13 protein-coding genes and 1 pseudogene are annotated in these 15,039 nt (G+C 61.0%); 10 read left to right on the forward strand and 4 right to left on the reverse strand.

Annotation, left to right across the window (positions count from 1 at the left end):
• Positions 1–2,064, forward strand: coding sequence for a DNA primase family protein (locus GGD40_RS09650; protein WP_179743490.1), 2,064 nt, complete (start codon positions 1–3; stop codon positions 2,062–2,064).
• Positions 2,065–2,715: 651 nt separating this feature from the next.
• Here the strand turns inward: GGD40_RS09650 and GGD40_RS09655 are convergent.
• Together GGD40_RS09655 and GGD40_RS09660 are read right to left on the reverse strand one after the other, a co-directional pair.
• Positions 2,716–3,075 (reverse strand): annotated as a pseudogene (locus GGD40_RS09655) (dihydroneopterin aldolase); the annotation flags it as partial.
• A gap of 308 nt (positions 3,076–3,383) precedes the next feature.
• On the reverse strand, positions 3,384–4,031 hold the full coding sequence (locus GGD40_RS09660; RefSeq protein ID WP_179706755.1) for a helix-turn-helix domain-containing protein: 648 nt from the start codon (positions 4,029–4,031) through the stop codon (positions 3,384–3,386).
• A 138-nt stretch (positions 4,032–4,169) separates the two neighbouring features.
• Between GGD40_RS09660 and GGD40_RS09665 the strand changes: the two genes are divergently transcribed.
• Both GGD40_RS09665 and GGD40_RS09670 read left to right on the forward strand, forming a co-directional pair.
• On the forward strand, positions 4,170–4,526 hold the full coding sequence (locus GGD40_RS09665; RefSeq protein WP_179706757.1) for a RidA family protein: 357 nt from the start codon (positions 4,170–4,172) through the stop codon (positions 4,524–4,526).
• A gap of 18 nt (positions 4,527–4,544) precedes the next feature.
• On the forward strand, positions 4,545–5,804 hold the full coding sequence (locus GGD40_RS09670; protein WP_179706759.1) for an NAD(P)/FAD-dependent oxidoreductase: 1,260 nt from the start codon (positions 4,545–4,547) through the stop codon (positions 5,802–5,804).
• 87 nt (positions 5,805–5,891) lie between these two features.
• Here the strand turns inward: GGD40_RS09670 and GGD40_RS09675 are convergent, their stop codons facing one another.
• The gene (locus GGD40_RS09675) at positions 5,892–6,824 is read right to left on the reverse strand and encodes a response regulator (protein ID WP_306456575.1); all 933 of its coding nucleotides are present in this window, start codon (positions 6,822–6,824) and stop codon (positions 5,892–5,894) included.
• Between the two features lie 153 nt (positions 6,825–6,977).
• Between GGD40_RS09675 and GGD40_RS09680 the strand changes: the two genes are divergently transcribed.
• The 7 genes from GGD40_RS09680 to GGD40_RS09710 are packed head-to-tail and all read left to right on the forward strand — an operon-like array spanning position 6,978 to position 13,459.
• Positions 6,978–7,616 carry an energy transducer TonB gene (locus GGD40_RS09680; RefSeq protein ID WP_179743491.1) on the forward strand — a complete coding sequence of 213 codons (639 nt, stop codon included), beginning with the start codon at positions 6,978–6,980 and terminating at the stop codon, positions 7,614–7,616.
• Positions 7,617–7,673: 57 nt separating this feature from the next.
• Positions 7,674–8,462 (forward strand): MotA/TolQ/ExbB proton channel family protein, encoded by a 789-nt coding sequence (locus tag GGD40_RS09685; RefSeq protein WP_179743492.1) that lies wholly within the window; start codon positions 7,674–7,676, stop codon positions 8,460–8,462.
• Between the two features lie 3 nt (positions 8,463–8,465).
• Positions 8,466–8,897, forward strand: a complete 432-nt coding sequence (locus GGD40_RS09690; RefSeq protein ID WP_179706767.1) for an ExbD/TolR family protein — start codon at positions 8,466–8,468, stop codon at positions 8,895–8,897.
• A gap of 28 nt (positions 8,898–8,925) precedes the next feature.
• Entirely contained in the window at positions 8,926–9,354 is a 429-nt protein-coding gene (locus GGD40_RS09695) for an ExbD/TolR family protein (protein ID WP_179706769.1), read from the forward strand.
• Positions 9,355–9,378: 24 nt separating this feature from the next.
• The gene (locus GGD40_RS09700) at positions 9,379–10,740 is read left to right on the forward strand and encodes an MFS transporter (protein WP_179706771.1); all 1,362 of its coding nucleotides are present in this window, start codon (positions 9,379–9,381) and stop codon (positions 10,738–10,740) included.
• Positions 10,741–10,768: 28 nt separating this feature from the next.
• Positions 10,769–11,788 carry a dipeptide epimerase gene (locus GGD40_RS09705; RefSeq protein WP_179743493.1) on the forward strand — a complete coding sequence of 340 codons (1,020 nt, stop codon included), beginning with the start codon at positions 10,769–10,771 and terminating at the stop codon, positions 11,786–11,788.
• 9 nt (positions 11,789–11,797) lie between these two features.
• A complete protein-coding gene (locus GGD40_RS09710; protein ID WP_179743494.1) occupies positions 11,798–13,459 on the forward strand; it encodes a serine hydrolase domain-containing protein in 1,662 nt (553 codons plus the stop codon).
• A 43-nt stretch (positions 13,460–13,502) separates the two neighbouring features.
• On the opposite strand, the gene GGD40_RS09715 is transcribed toward GGD40_RS09710, so the two are convergent.
• Positions 13,503–14,969, reverse strand: a complete 1,467-nt coding sequence (locus GGD40_RS09715; RefSeq protein WP_179743495.1) for a M81 family metallopeptidase — start codon at positions 14,967–14,969, stop codon at positions 13,503–13,505.
• Positions 14,970–15,039: the final 70 nt, after the last annotated feature.

Below are 15,039 nucleotides of genomic sequence, written 5' to 3' on the forward strand. Positions count from 1 at the left end.
ATGCCAACAGCAGAATCCGAACTACAGACAGAACCCGAGCTAAATACAGATTCAAAACTGGAAGACGCACTGACGGATGAGGGCGAAGACGACACAGACGAAGGACGCTACCCGTTCTCGTTCTTCACTGGATATCAGCAAACACAAGGCTTCCAAACGGGGTATCTGTCGCTAGAGGAAATCTTTTCTTACTTTGCGGACAAACACAATCGCGAAGAGCGCCAGGAGAAGGATGGCGCGTCATTCAATTTGAATCTCTATCGTGATAAGCGAGAGAGAAAAACGATAAACATCGTGGAAACCGGCGGAATCATCATCGACATTGACGAGCTTGATCCAGATGCGTTGGCTGGCTTACTTGAAAAAGTTGGCCAGTACAAATCGATCTGCTACACGACGTATAGCCACACGCCGAAAGCGCCGCGTTTGCGTTTGATCTTTCCACTAGCGACAGCAATCTCGCCTGAAAGCTACAGGGAGCAAGCGTTAAGGGTAGTACATCATCTCGGCGTCGAGTGCGACATCTGTTCGTCTGCCGTGAACCAGATTTACCATACGCCGTCGAATCCGCCGGGAACGCTGGACGATCACTTCGTCTGCACGTACCCCGATTCGGATTTTCTCGATCCAGCGACTTTACCACCCGCACCGCCAAAACGGACCCAGCGTAAGGGCTCCAAAACCGATCGTGAAGAAAAACAGTTAAACCTGTTCAAGCTCGCGGATGACATCATCGAAGGCCATTTTGACGGTCATATCCAGTCCGTTGCTCAGGAACTGTTCGAATACGGCGACGGATACTGGCAATGTGCCGAGCCGAACGTTCTCGCGAAACGGCTTTCCGAACTGCCCGAGGTCGATGGCGTTCTCACGTCTGCCGCACAACTGGATGGCCTGCTGCGGGCGTTAAAGGTGCGAGCAGCGGTGGCCGAGTTTCCTGAGGCGACGCCGATGACGGTCAATGTCCGCAACGGCGTGCTCGATCTAAATACGGGTACGCTAGAACCACATGCGCCAAATCATTTTCACCGGAACCAGCTTGCCGTCGATTTCGACCCTAGTAGCGAATGTCCTCGCTGGATGCAGGTACTGGACGAGGTTTTCGCGCACGATACAGATCGTGACGCGAAGGTCCGCTTCCTGCAGGAATGGCTCGGCTATCTGTTGATGCCCTCCGCCATTTACCAGAAGATGCTCTGGATGGTCGGCTCCGGCGCGAACGGCAAAAACGTTGTTCTGGATGTCATGGCGAACGTACTCGGCGAAGCGAACTGCACGTCGATGGCGCTCAACGAGATCAGTACTGAATTTCTTCGATGCGGTCTGCACGGCAAACTGGCTAACTTCTCCAGCGAAGTAGAAGCTGGAAAACGGCTCAACGATGCCTTCATCAAGGCGGTTGTATCGGGCGACAGCATCACCGCGAACAGAAAGGGGCTCACTGCCATCACGTTCCGGCCCTATGCCCGACTCGTCTCTGCCATGAACGATCTGCCGCCGCTCAAAGACATTTCGCACGGGTTCTTTCGCCGACTGATCGTCTTGCAGTTCAACCGGACCTTTGCGCCCGAGGAAATGGACCGTACGTTGCCTGAGAAGCTGCGGGCTGAAACACCCGGCATCCTTGCGTGGGCAACCGAGGGCCTGCTACGCTTACGTCAGACGGGAGCCTTCACCCCAGTACCTTCCAGCGAAACGCTGTGCAACCAGTACCGATTCGAATCGGATCCTGTTGCGATGTTCATGACCGCATCGTTGGTTCCAAGCGTGACCGATAAGGCCTTGAAGCATGAGGTCTATAGCCAATACAAAAAGTTCTGCGAAACTAACGGGTACCAAGCGCTTTCGAACTCGCAGTTCGGCAAAGCCATGAAAGAGAAGGGGGTTGTGTCCAAGGATAGCAACGGCAAAAGCTACTACTGCGTCACGCTAGACCTACTACCTGAAGATGTGCCCGCATATCCCCCCAATTTCCAGAAGCGGCTACGTGACAAGCCGAAAAAATCTACTATATGTCTGTCCGAAGTATGCGACGCAGATCGAGACGAAGAAGCTGTCGTATAGTCATCGCATGACAGCGTCCGGGCGCTATCTGGGTCGGACCTGTCGAAAAGCTGACCGGCTTCGTCAATTGAAAAGCGGAATTCGGGTGGATTTCGTTCGGCAAACGATCGTGCCGCCCGTCGTGTGTCCGGTCTTTACCCGGTTCCGACGTATCCATTCGGCGCATCTGCGCCCGATCAACAACAGTCGGCGTCGCTGGTTTGTCCACGATGTCCAGGAGTTTTATGGACACGCACTTTTCATCAGGAAACGAAGGGCCCGTCGATGTCGGAACCGTTCAGACCTGTATTTCCTTCATCTGACATGTCCCTTATTTTCGCCTAGCGTTCTTTTAATCCGTTGGTCACAGGTTCGAATCCCGTACGGCCTACCAAAAGATTCAAGGGCTTGCACGCGTCAGCGTGCAAGCCCTTTTTCTATTGTGTAGCCCATGTAGGCACGGTGTAGGCATTTCGGGACAGCACAAATCAACCTCAATCTATGTTCTCGGCTCAATGCTCTACCACCGCTACCGCCCCTCTCCTCGTCCTCAACAATTGCTCAGATCTGCAATTGTGCGTAGCGGAGCCGTGCCGCAAACTATCCTGTAGGTAGGCACCGAAGGACGCCTAGGCGAGTCTCGCTAGGCTCGACAAGCAAAGCTTCCATCCTCTTGATACGGCATACCTCAACACCCACACTCTCGCAATCCGTATGGGTATCTGGCTTCTCAGTCGAAACCCGCACGGCAATCACCTCCAGATGTGCAAGCGTCGCTTTGACGAGATCGTCACACAGGGTTTCCTGCAAGTGGATGCATCCTTGCGCGAGACATCGAGCAATAGCCGATCGCATGAAGTCATAGTCGACCACTTCGCGCAGTTTGTCGTCGGACGACGTGGACAGGGCAAGCGTGGCGAACCGTTCAACGTTGATCACGACGCGTTGTTCGCAACGCTTTTCGAAATCATAGAAACCGATATTGATGTCCACCCTATAGTTGCGCAGAATAAGCCGTCGAGAAGCGGAAATACGAAAGGGGCGGCAGCAGTTTCATTTCGGTGCGATGCTCAAGCCGTCAGCGTATCAGGACGTTCGTGGCCGCAGCAGAGCGCGCCCATCTAAACCAGTCCGCGCTGTCGCACCAGGTCCGTGACATGGAAATGCTTTCAGCCATTTCGGAACCGTGTAGTGAGCCAGAATCTCGCGCGGGCGATCCTTCAGTGTCGACGTCAGCGCATCTCGCGGCGCTATCGCCGCAGCGATACCCACCTTTCCATTGACGTCGATAAGGAATGCCGCGGCCCCGTAGACACCCGACCCTGACTTCGCCTCGTCATTTAGATTGCGCCACTCGGCCGATTTTCATCGGTATCGACACAGCACACCAGCACCTCTGCATCCTCCTTGCTGAGGCTCACATAGACATGCCCGACCGAACTGTCGAAGTACAGACTGTCACCGGGCATCAATTTGAACGCCTTGCCGCTTTCGAAGCGCAATTCCAGCTTGCCGCCCAACAGAAAGACGAACTCTTCGCCCGAGTGCCGGATGTACTCGGGAAAGTCCGACACGGCGCGGGCGTGGATGCGCGCGCGCATCGGCACCATCTGCTTGCCGGTCAGGTTGTTCGCGAGCATGCCGTACTCATAGTTCGGCGTGTCGTAGATATGTTGCTTGCCGGCAGCGGTAAACGACGGCTTCATCGGACCGCCCGCTGGTTTGCGACGCCGCCCGAAGATCGCGTCGAACTCCAGTTCCAGCGAGTGCGCGAGCGCCGCAAACTTGTCGTAGGTCAGCGCGATATCGCCGCGCTCGGCCTTGGAGATCGTCGACACCGCAATTCCTGAGCGCTCCGACAATTCCGCCAGCGTCAGTCCGCGTGCCTTGCGCGCCTGCCGCAAATGGCCACCGACCAGCTTGTGGTCGAGCGCGGGTGGTGCTTCATGCGTATCCACGCCCGATTCTTCCAGAACAGCTTTGACCATCTCATTCACTTCCAGCAGAGAAATTTTTATCGGATATGAGAATTTCTATTTTTCTCGTATATGATAACTCACGTCGCTTAGCTGTTTCTTTCAACGAGTCCGGCCCGACCGGCGCCGGCATTTCAACGGTCTAAAACCATGTCGAACGAAATCAAACGTCTGCAAACGAATGCGCGCATGAGCCAGGTGGTAATCGCTAACGGGGTTGTTCATCTGGCCGGCCAGGTGCCCGACACGGCAAACGCATCCGTGACCGAACAGACCAGCGAAGTACTGGCCCGCATCGACACGTTGCTCGAATTGGCCGGCGTCGACCGCACGCGCCTCCTGTCCGCGAATATCTGGCTGAGCGATCCTAGCCACTTCGCCGAGTTCAACGCCGTGTGGGATGCCTGGGTGCCGACAGGTCACGCGCCCACCCGCGCATGCGTGCAAGCCTTGCTGATGAAGCCGGGTTGCGATGTCGAAGTCGCAGTAACAGCGCTGTTGGCGTAGCCAGCCACAGGTGAGATCATGAGCAGCACGAAATTCGATACCATTGTGCTCGGCGCGGGCATTGTCGGCGTGTCCGTTGCCGTACATCTTCAGAAGCGCGGCCGCCAGGTCGCCCTGATCGACCGCAAGCAGCCCGGCAACGAAACTTCGTTCGGTAACGCCGGGTTGATCCAGCGCGAAGGTGTCTATCCCTACGCGTTTCCACGCCACCTCGGCACCTTGCTCCGCTATGCGCGCAACCAGTCGCCGCACGTTCGTTATCATGCGGACGCCATGCTCAAGACGGCGCCGTTCCTGTGGCAATACTGGCGCAACTCTCATCCGGCGAAGCATGCCGCCATCGCGAAGTCGTACTCGACGCTGATCGGGCATTGCGTGGACGAGCACCGCGCGCTGGCCGCCGACGCCGGCGTGAGTACATTGCTGCGCCACACCGGCTGGATAAAGGTGTTTCGCACCGAAGCAGTACGGGACGCGGAAAACCGGCTCGCTGAACAGTGGCAGCGGGAATATGGCGTCGAGTTCGAATCGCTCGACGCCGGCCGCCTGCAACAGCAGGAGCCCGATCTCGACAAGGCCCTGGCAGGCGGATTACGCTATACGGCGTCCGATTCCGTAAGCGATCCCAACGCGCTCGTCACCGCCTACGCGAAGTATTTCGAAGCGCTGGGCGGACGGTTTTTCATCGGCGATGCGGACTCGTTTAGCGAAGGCTGGACTGTCGATACGGAAGCCGGAACGATTGTGGCGTCATCGGCGGTCGTCGCGTTGGGGCCGTGGTCGGATCGCATGAGTTCACGACTCGGCTACCGCTTGCCGCTTGCCGTCAAACGCGGGTACCACATGCACTATGCGCCCCAGGCAGCGGCCCGGCTAAATCATCCGGTTCTGGACGTTGAGAAAGGCTATCTGATCGCTCCCATGGCGAGAGGTATCCGCTTGACCACCGGGGCAGAAATCGCGCACTGCGATGCGCCCAAAACGCCCACGCAACTCGCCGCGGTCGAGCCGATTGCACGCACCCTGTTTCCTTTGGGTGAGCGTCTCGACAACGAAGCGTGGATGGGACGGCGCCCCTGCACGCCCGACATGATGCCGATCATCGGTCCCGCGAGACATCACAAAGACTTATGGTTCGCGTTTGGCCATGCACACCACGGGCTCACGCTAGGCCCGATCACGGGCCGGTTGATCGCGGAGATGATGACCCATGAGGAAACGCTCGTGGACACGCGGCCGTTCAGGGTCGAACGCTTCCAGAACCAAACCGCGCAATGAACTCGACCCGGTAAACACGGGGAAGACTGACGGATCGAGCGCCGAAGCGTGCGCACATGCAGTCACGGCAAAGCGTGGCGCGAGCGCCTAACGATGATTGACATCGAGCATGTAGCCTTCTCCGCGAATCGTGCGAATCAGCCGCGGCTCCTTGATGTCCTCGCGCAACTTCTGACGCAAGCGTGAGATCTGGACGTCGATGCTGCGGTCGAACGCGTCGATCGACTTGCCGCGAGCGGTATCCATCAGGTATTCGCGGCTCAGCACACGCCCCGGTGCGGCAAGGAACGCGTTGAGCAAACGGAATTCCGCGTTCGACAGGGGAATGACGGTGTTGTCGGTGGCAATCAGGTGGCGGCCGGTCTGATGAAGCCGCCATCCGGCGAACCGGCTTTCTTCCTGAGCTCTCGTTCGGCCCTGCGTTTGCGCACGCACGCGGCGCAGGATCGTCTGAATGCGGGCGACCAGCTCACGCGGTTCAAATGGCTTGACGACATAGTCGTCGGCACCTAATTCCAGCCCGACAATCCGGTCGGTCATCTCGCCGCGCGCGGTCAGGATGATCAGTGGAATCTCCGAAGTCGCACGAATCTCGCGGCACAGATTGAGGCCGTCGTCGTCCGGCAGCATCAGATCGAGCACCACGAGATCGAAGCCCCCTTCCCCGAGTGCGAGATGCATTTCCGCGCCTGTGGCAGCTTGCGCGGTGGTCATGCCGAAGTCTGCAAGGCAGTCGCACAGCAGGCTGCGAATCTGCGAGTCGTCGTCGACGACGAGAATACGGATCGCTTTGTTCACGGCGTCTTTTCTCCGATGTTGCGACGGTGAGGTGTGTCCCTCACGCTCATTATTGCCTCTCAATATAAGTGCTTTTTGCACGAATTGTTGCGAGCTTGAAATAATCGACCCGCGCCTTGCCCCACAGGGCCGTCCGGAGAAGCCACCGCGCGTGGCGAGCGTCCGCATCATGGATAACCCGCTCCGGATTTTCCCGAAGTCACGCCTCTTCGCATCGTCCATCTGGACCGTCCAGTCTGGCTTTGCGCGTCGTGCCACACCATTTCCAAATCAGAAAGCGTTTGTGTCAACGCAGATACAAAGCCGAGATGAACCAGAAATGCCCGGGTTTTAACGTGGCTCCCAAGTCATATCGAGGCAGGAGACACGCGGGACATGAACTACGCACAACCCAAGCCGCCCGCCAGGCGCATTGGCGGCATCGCCTTCGTCGTCGGATTACACGCCGTGATCGTTTACGCATTGCTCTCCGGTCTCGCGACGAAAGTCGTGGACGTGATTCGTCAGCCGATCGAGACACGCATCATTGAAGAGATCAAGCCACCGCCCCCCCCTCCACCGCCGCCGAAGCGGCTCGCGCCACCACCGCCGAAACACGTCGCGCCACCGCCGCCGTTCGTGCCGCCCCCCGAAGTGCAGGTCGCGGCGCCCCCATCGCCGAACGCGATCACCACGCAGTCGACCGCGCCTGCGCCATCCGCGCCCATTGCGCCGCCAACGCCCCCTGCGCCCGCGGCGCCGGTGTCGAAGAGCGTCGGCGTCGTGTGTCCGAACTCGACGCAGGTACGCGCGGCCATTCGCTATCCGCGTGAAGCGCTCAAGGACAACCTGACTGGCGATGTCGTCGTGATGTTCACCGTCGGCACCGACGGCAACGTCAAGGACCTCAGCGTGACCCAATCGGCCGCGCCCGTTCTCGACCGGGCCGCCGAAAACGCCGTGCGGCAGTTCCACTGCGTCGCGCAGGGCGAGGAAGTCCGCGTGCAGGTGCCCTTCTCTTTCAAGCTCGATTGAGGCTGCCTACGACAGCCGTTCCTTTTTATATTTGCCAACGCATTTCAGGAGACGTTCATGATCAACCGTACCCGCACGGCCGTTTTACTGACGGCTCTGTTGCTCGCGGCCAGCGCCGCCCATGCCGCCACCGATACGGTGGCCAATCCCTACGGCCTCGATGCGCTCTGGAAGGGCGGCGATGTCATCGCGCGAGGCACATTGCTCATTCTGGTCATCATGTCCATGGGCAGCTGGTACATCATCGTTGCGAAGCTGCTCGAACAGGCGCGTGTACTGCGCCGCGCGAAAGCGGCGGAGAAGGGTTTCTGGAAAGCGGCCAGTCTCAGCGAAGGCACTCGCCAACTGGACGCCGGCAGTCCGTTCCGCTTCATTGCCGAGCGAGGCCTCGCTGCCTACGACCATCACGAAGGTGCGCTGCTCGAACAGGTCGACCTCAACAACTGGGTCGCGGCCGCCATCGAACGCGCGACCAATGCAGTCTCGAGCCGCCTGCAGGACGGTCTCGCGTTTCTCGGCACCGTCGGCTCGACCGCGCCGTTCATCGGCCTGTTCGGCACGGTGTGGGGCATTTATCACGCACTGACGGCCATCGGCATCGCGGGTCAGGCATCCATCGATAAGGTCGCCGGGCCGGTCGGCGAAGCGCTGATCATGACCGCGATTGGTCTTGCCGTCGCCGTGCCCGCCGTCCTCGGCTACAACTGGCTCGTACGTCGCAACAAGGCCGTGATGGAGCGCGTGCGTGGATTTTCGACCGAATTGCACATCGTCATCCTGACCGGCAAGACCACGGCCGGGGCCGCCGCCGCGACCAGGGCCGCCGCTCTCTCACGCGTGGGGTGAGCCATGGCCATGAGCGTGGGAACCCGTGACGGCGACGATCACAACGAGGTCATGGCGTCCATCAACACGACGCCGCTGGTCGACGTGATGCTGGTGCTGTTGATCATCTTCCTCATCACGATTCCGGTGGTATCGCATACCGTGCCGGTTTCACTGCCCAAGGAAGCCGTGCAGCCGCTGCAGACGACGCCGCAGAACGTGATTCTCGCCGTCACAAAAGAGGGCGACGTGTTCTGGGACGAACGGCGCGTGCCCGATGCGGCAACGCTCGTCGAGAAGCTCAAGGCGGTCGCGGTGCAATCGCCGCAGCCTGAAGTTCACATTCGCGGCGATCTCGACGCACGCTACGCCGCCATCGGCCGGGTGGTGTTCGCCTGCCAGCGGGCTGGCATCGTCAAGGTCGACTTCATCACCGAACCGCCGCCGCGCCAGTGACCCATCCATACCGACAAGGAGAACCGAGATGGCGATGACGATGCCCACCGGCGACGCAGACGACGCCGAAGTGATGGTCGAGATCAACACCACGCCGTTAATCGACGTGATGCTTGTGCTGCTGATCATGCTGATCCTCACCATTCCAATTCAGACCAACGCGGTCAAGCTCGACATGCCGACCGGCGCGCCGCCGTCGCAGCCGCAAACACCACCCGTGGTGCAGATCGATATCTCAGCCGACGGCGCCATTGCATGGAATGGCGAGACGCTGAGTTCGCGCGAGCAACTGGAAACGCGATTGCGCGACGTAGCGGCCAACCCCGCGCCGACGGAACTGCATTTACGGCCCGACAAGGCCGCGCCTTACCGCGCCGTCGCAATGGTCATGGCGTCTGCGCAGCGGCTCGGCGCGACTCACATCGGGCTCGTCGGTAACGAGCAGTTCATGCAGTAACCGTTCTCTCATCACAAAGCACCCATGTTCGATTCCAACCTCGACTTGCCCGCCCCCGTAGCGGGTCAAAGCCCACCATCGGATTCACGTGCCGGACCGCTTGCGTGGTTCGGTCTGGCGATTCTCGTGATCGTGGCGTTCTTCGCGTTCGTCGACCGTCAGATGCTGATCTTGCTGACGGAACCCATCCGCCACGATTTCGGGCTGACCGACACGCAAATCGGCCTGATGCAAGGTGCCGGCATCGCCCTCTTCGCAGGCGTGGCTTCCCTGCCGATCGGTTGGGTCGCCGATCGCGTGGATCGCCGCGTGGTGCTGGCGGCGTGCGTACTCGTCTGGAGCGCCGCCACGGCAATCTGCGGCATGACCACCCACTTCTGGCAGTTGTTCATCGCCACCGTCGGCCTGGGAATCGGCGAAGCGGGGCTGGTGCCGGTCATCTACGGCCTGATTCCCGATCTCTTCCCGGCGCGTCAACGCGTGCTCGCCAATGCGATCTTTGCCCTCGCCAATCTGTTGGGCGCGGGTGCGGGAATGGCGCTTGGCGGTGCGCTGATGCACGGCATCGCGGCGGTGCACAGCGCGTTGCCAGCCGGATTCGCCAATCTCGCACCATGGCGGCTGGTGTTCTTTGCGGTTGCGTTGCCCGCCCCCGTGCTGGTCGTGCTGATTCTGCTCATCCGTCCCGGAGGGCGCCGAGACACGGACCCGTCCGCGTCTCGCGGGCGCTCTTCCACACCGCTGCCGTCCGCACCGGTCTACTTCCGGCGCGAAGCCACCATGATGCTCAGGTTCTTCGGTGCAATCGGACTGGTCAACCTGGCGTTCGGCGGCGTGGCGACGTGGATGCCGGTCGTGGCGGTGCGAACTTTCGGCGCTACGCCGGCCGAAGCGGGCGGCGGCATGGGCGTGGCGGCAATGGCCGGCGCTATTGCCGGTTGCGTGCTCAGCGGGCTCGTTGCCGGCCGCATGCGGGCACGCTTCGGCGTGCTTGCGCCCCTGCGTGTCTGCGAATGCGGCGCGCTGGTGGCAGGCGCTCTGTCGTTCCTCTATCTGGCGGTTGGCTCGCTCACGCCGGTCTATGCGCTGTTCGGCGTGCAGCTCGCCTGCATGGTCGCAGGCATGGTGTTGTTTCCCACCATCATGCAAAACATCTGCCCTGCGCATTTGCGCTCGCGCGTCGCGGCTATCGGCGCGCTCACGTCGATCGTCGTGCAATCCGGCAGCCCTGTGTTTATCGGCTTCATGTCGGACCGCCTGCACGCGCTCAACCAAGGTCTGCTGTGGTCGATTGTCGGTGTGGCCGCGTTTGGCTTCTTCGCCGCGTGCATTCTGATGCGCGCCGCCGGCCGCGGTGTACGCGCGGCAATCGAACGCTATGCATGACGTCCCTCCCTCTCGCGCTTTCTTTTCCATGTCCCCCTGCATACTCTCTCTCTCACTGCGTATCGAACGGTGGCCATTGGCCGTGCCGTTCCACATCACCGGCCACGTTATCGATGCCGCTCGCGTCGTCAGTGTGACCCTCGACGATGGACACGTTGCCGGCAATGGCGAAGCATCCGGTGTCTTCTACCTCGGCGAAACACCTGAATCGATCGCCGCGCAAATCGAGAGCGTGCGAGCGCTGATCGAAGCCGGCATCACGCGCGCGCAACTCCTCGGTGTGCTGCCGCCCGGCGGTGCGCGCAACGCGGTCGATGCCGCCTTGTGGGCACTCGAGTCACAACGGCAAGCCGTGCCAGCCTGGCGCGTGGCGGGCCTGCCGGTTCCGCGTGCATTGCTGACCACGATGACGATCGGCGTGGACACGCCGCAGGCGATGGCGGAGGCCGCCCGGGCGTTGACCCATGCCCGGGCGCTGAAGATCAAGCTGGACGGCGCCGCTACCGACGCCGCGCGCCTCGCGGCAATTCGTGACATACGCCCGGAAGTGTCGCTCGCTGTCGACGCGAATCAGGGTTGGTCGCGTGCGCACTTCGACGCGATGATCCCAGTGCTGCAACGGCTAGATGTCGACATGCTCGAGCAGCCGTTCGCGATCGGTGCGGATGCCTGCCTCGATAGCATCGCCTGCCCGATTCCGCTTGCGGCCGACGAATCGTTTCAGGATCTCGACAACCTGGCTGCCGTCGCGCGTCGCTACGACGTCGTCAATCTCAAACTCGATAAATGCGGTGGCCTGACGCGCGCGCTCGATCTTGCCGCGCGCGTGCGCGAGGCCGGTTTGTCGGTGATGGTCGGTTGCATGGCGGGCACCTCGTTAGCGATCGCGCCCGCCTTTCTACTCGGACAATTGTGCGACCACGTCGATCTCGACGGACCGATTTTCCTCGCGCGTGATCGCGAACCAGGCGTCACCTACATCGACGGCCTGCTGCATTGTTCGCCCCAGACCTGGGGCCACACGGGCGTCACCGTTTCCTCGCACTGAGATATCGACATGGCACCCAATGTATCCGTCACGACAACGCGGCTCGACGCGCTATTCGCTACTTACCAACGCGCCGACTCACCTGGGGTGGTAGCCGGCATCGTACATCGAGGGCGAGTGCTGTATCGGCGCGGCTTCGGCATGGCCAGCCTCGAACACGGTATCGCCAACACGCCGGCCACACGCATGCGCATCGGCTCCGTCAGCAAGCAGTTCGCTTGCCTCGCTGTGCTTCTCCTGGGCGAGAACGGCGCTCTCGACGCCGACGCACCTATCGGGACGTACCTGCCGGACTTATCGCCGGCCGCGGGCGCACCGACGTTGCGGCAATTGATGTCGCATCGCGGTGGGCAGCGCTGCGCACTCGATCTGGCCTTGCTGACACAGGGTCTGGCGATCTCGCCGCGTGGCGCGCTGCTGGCATCGCAGCAACGTCAGCGCGAAGAGAACTTTCCGCCGGGCGAACGCATGATGTATTCGAACGGCGGCTATCACCTGCTGTCGCTCGCCATCGAGCGCGCGAGCGGAATGCCGTTCGATGCGTTTCTGGCAACGCATATCTTCAAGCCCATGCACATGCGCGACACGGCGTGCGCGCCCAACGACATGACGATCGGACGCGGCATTGCAACGATGCATGTGCCCGATGGCCGGCGCGGATTCCGGCGCGGCATCTTTCCGTCGTGGGACTTGCTGGGTGAAGGCTCCATCGTCTCGACAATCGACGACATGCTGCGCTGGACCGCGCACTTGCACAGCCCCGTGAAGGTCGTTGGCAGCGCCGATACCTGGGCCCAGATGCTGGCATTGCCGTTGTTCTCCAGCGGCCAGCGCAGTCAATATTCGCTCGGTCTCAAACAGAGCGTCTATCGAGGCGTCGCGCTGATACACCATTCCGGCGGCGTCGTCGGCGGAACCTGTCAGATGCTGCTGTCGGCGGAACACGGACTCGAGGTGGTCCTGCTCAGCAACGGCGCAGTCGATGCACCGTTTGAACTTGCGAAGCGTGTCGTCGACGTCGTGCTCGCGTGCGAGTTGAGCGGCGACGGGCCACCGGCCGCGGCACGCGCCGCTGATCATGCGGCGCGCCTCGGCAGCTACCGGTCGTCAAGCGGCGGCGCAGTGTATGCATTAGAAGATCGCGACGGCGCGTTGGTATTGACGGGACTGCTTTGCCCCAAACCGTCGATGACGCTCCACGACAGTGCAGATGACCTGAACGACGTGGAGATCGAAGCAAGCGCCGACGGACCCCTCGCGTTGCGCTGGGGATCGCCGGTTGCGCCGCACGATCTATCGTGCATGCGTATCGTTCATTGTGGCCACGCCGAGATGTTCACACGACTCGGCGAAGCGCCCGCGATGACGCCGTGCCTGATCGAAGGAATGTGCGGCACGTTCGAAAGCCACGACGCGAACGCGCGTGCAACAATCGGCCTCGACGGTGAAGCACTCGTACTTCGTATGCACGGTGCGGTGGGCAGCTGCGACTATCACCTGACACCACTGGCGAGCGACGTCTTCGGACTGACGCCGGTCGACCCGATGGATATCATGACCGGGATCGTTACATTAACGCGCGACGCAGCGGGCGCACACGTCACGAGTTTCCGTGTCGATACGCCGCGCACGCGGCATCTCGCCTTCACGCCGGTGCGGATCGACGCCTGACACCTGACACTCTGCGGCGCGCGTACCGTGCGCCGCAGAGTGCTCACATGGCCGGGGCAAAAGGGTTCGACACGCGCGGCCAATAGTTCAGGTCGCGATGCCGATAGTCCAGTTCGGCGAAAGCTGTAGTGAGTGCACCTGGCGCCGCGATATGGAAGACGGCTTTCGAGCGCGGCGCAAAATCGGCCTGAAAATGCTGCGTCGATTTCACGATCACCAGCTTCTTCGCGGCGAAGTCGATACCGAGGCCGGTGAACGCGTCTACACCCAAAACCTGGGTGCGAACCGATATCAGCACGATGTCGAGCCCGTTGTCCGCTTCGACCCATACTGCCCGGCCAAGCGGTTGCTCGAGACCCATGATGCTTTGCGTGTGCCGCTCGACCACACTGCGTACCGTGACGCGCAAATCCACGGGGTCCCCTGAGTACACACCGCATTTGCCGCCGATACGCAAATCCAGCGTCGCCCCCACGCCAGCGTCCTTGCAAATTTGAACGGCGCCGAGATCCCAAAAGCATCCGATCGCGACATTGGCAATCTGTCGCTCGACCACGCGACGCAAAATGAACGTGCTGTCACATGGCGCACCGCCGCCAGGATTGTCCGCGATGTCCGCCAGTACGACCGGGCCACCGTCAACCGCGAGCGCGCGGTTCAGGCCGGTATCGATATCGAGCCATGCCGGGCGGGTGAGTTCGCGCAGTTCCCAAAACTCGCGCGCCAGTTGTGCCGCCAGGGCCTCAGCCTTGGGGAGATCGTTGTCCGTCACCACCCAGACTTTCGCACCGGCCTCGGGCACGTCGCCCCACGGGAATCCGTGGCCGAGCGACACCGACAGCACGCCGTTGCTTCCTTCGAGCGAGTGCATGCGCCGGACAAATCCCGCCATTGGCTCGCTCGTGGTATGCCATGCGCCGACCATCCGGCAGTCGAACACGCCGATTGCCGGACGGATGCGCCCGGCAGCCATATCGAGCGCCAATTGATAAGCCTCGCGCGCCCGATCTACTGCGTCGATATGCGGGTATTCCTTGTACGCGATCAGGATGTCGGCCGACGCCTTCATCAATTGTGTGAAATGACAGTGCGGGTCGAGCGTGACCGAGATGGGCACGTTGGGTCCGACAATCGCGCGAATGCCGGCGAGCAGATCGCCTTCACAATCGTCGTAGCCCTCTGCCACCATCGCCCCGTGCAGCAGCAGAATCACGGCATCCAACGGCAAGGCGGCTCGTACCCCGTCGAGAATTTCGTTGCGCAGAGACTCGTAGACCGCGCGAATCGTGCGCCCGGAGGGCTGCGCTTCGGCACACAGCCCCTCTACGATTTCGTGACCGTCCTGCTCGGCGAAGCGCCGGACTTCCGCCAGGACATGACCCATTCCGTCGGGCTCGCGCAAACTCGCGTCGCCGTGAAAGATGGTGCTCTCTTCGAAGCCACCCCAGCCGGTCGGACAAGGAGCGAACGTGTTTGTTTCGGTCGAAAGCTGAGCCGTATATATTTTCATGGGAAGGTCTGCCAGGCGTGATTGAAGGGCGTGAAACGACTATAAGCACGCGCTATTTCCGCTTTATGAG

It is taken from the genome of Paraburkholderia bryophila (assembly GCF_013409255.1).
Classification (GTDB): domain Bacteria; phylum Pseudomonadota; class Gammaproteobacteria; order Burkholderiales; family Burkholderiaceae; genus Paraburkholderia.

Coding starts and splice junctions, on each gene's coding strand:
- GGD40_RS09650 (WP_179743490.1), top strand. CDS start 1: ATGCCAACAGCAGAATCCGAACTACAGACAGAACCCGAGCTAAATACA.
- GGD40_RS09660 (WP_179706755.1), bottom strand. CDS start 4,031: ATGGTCAAAGCTGTTCTGGAAGAATCGGGCGTGGATACGCATGAAGCA.
- GGD40_RS09665 (WP_179706757.1), top strand. CDS start 4,170: ATGTCGAACGAAATCAAACGTCTGCAAACGAATGCGCGCATGAGCCAG.
- GGD40_RS09670 (WP_179706759.1), top strand. CDS start 4,545: ATGAGCAGCACGAAATTCGATACCATTGTGCTCGGCGCGGGCATTGTC.
- GGD40_RS09675 (WP_306456575.1), bottom strand. CDS start 6,824: ATGGACGATGCGAAGAGGCGTGACTTCGGGAAAATCCGGAGCGGGTTA.
- GGD40_RS09680 (WP_179743491.1), top strand. CDS start 6,978: ATGAACTACGCACAACCCAAGCCGCCCGCCAGGCGCATTGGCGGCATC.
- GGD40_RS09685 (WP_179743492.1), top strand. CDS start 7,674: ATGATCAACCGTACCCGCACGGCCGTTTTACTGACGGCTCTGTTGCTC.
- GGD40_RS09690 (WP_179706767.1), top strand. CDS start 8,466: ATGGCCATGAGCGTGGGAACCCGTGACGGCGACGATCACAACGAGGTC.
- GGD40_RS09695 (WP_179706769.1), top strand. CDS start 8,926: ATGGCGATGACGATGCCCACCGGCGACGCAGACGACGCCGAAGTGATG.
- GGD40_RS09700 (WP_179706771.1), top strand. CDS start 9,379: ATGTTCGATTCCAACCTCGACTTGCCCGCCCCCGTAGCGGGTCAAAGC.
- GGD40_RS09705 (WP_179743493.1), top strand. CDS start 10,769: ATGTCCCCCTGCATACTCTCTCTCTCACTGCGTATCGAACGGTGGCCA.
- GGD40_RS09710 (WP_179743494.1), top strand. CDS start 11,798: ATGGCACCCAATGTATCCGTCACGACAACGCGGCTCGACGCGCTATTC.
- GGD40_RS09715 (WP_179743495.1), bottom strand. CDS start 14,969: ATGAAAATATATACGGCTCAGCTTTCGACCGAAACAAACACGTTCGCT.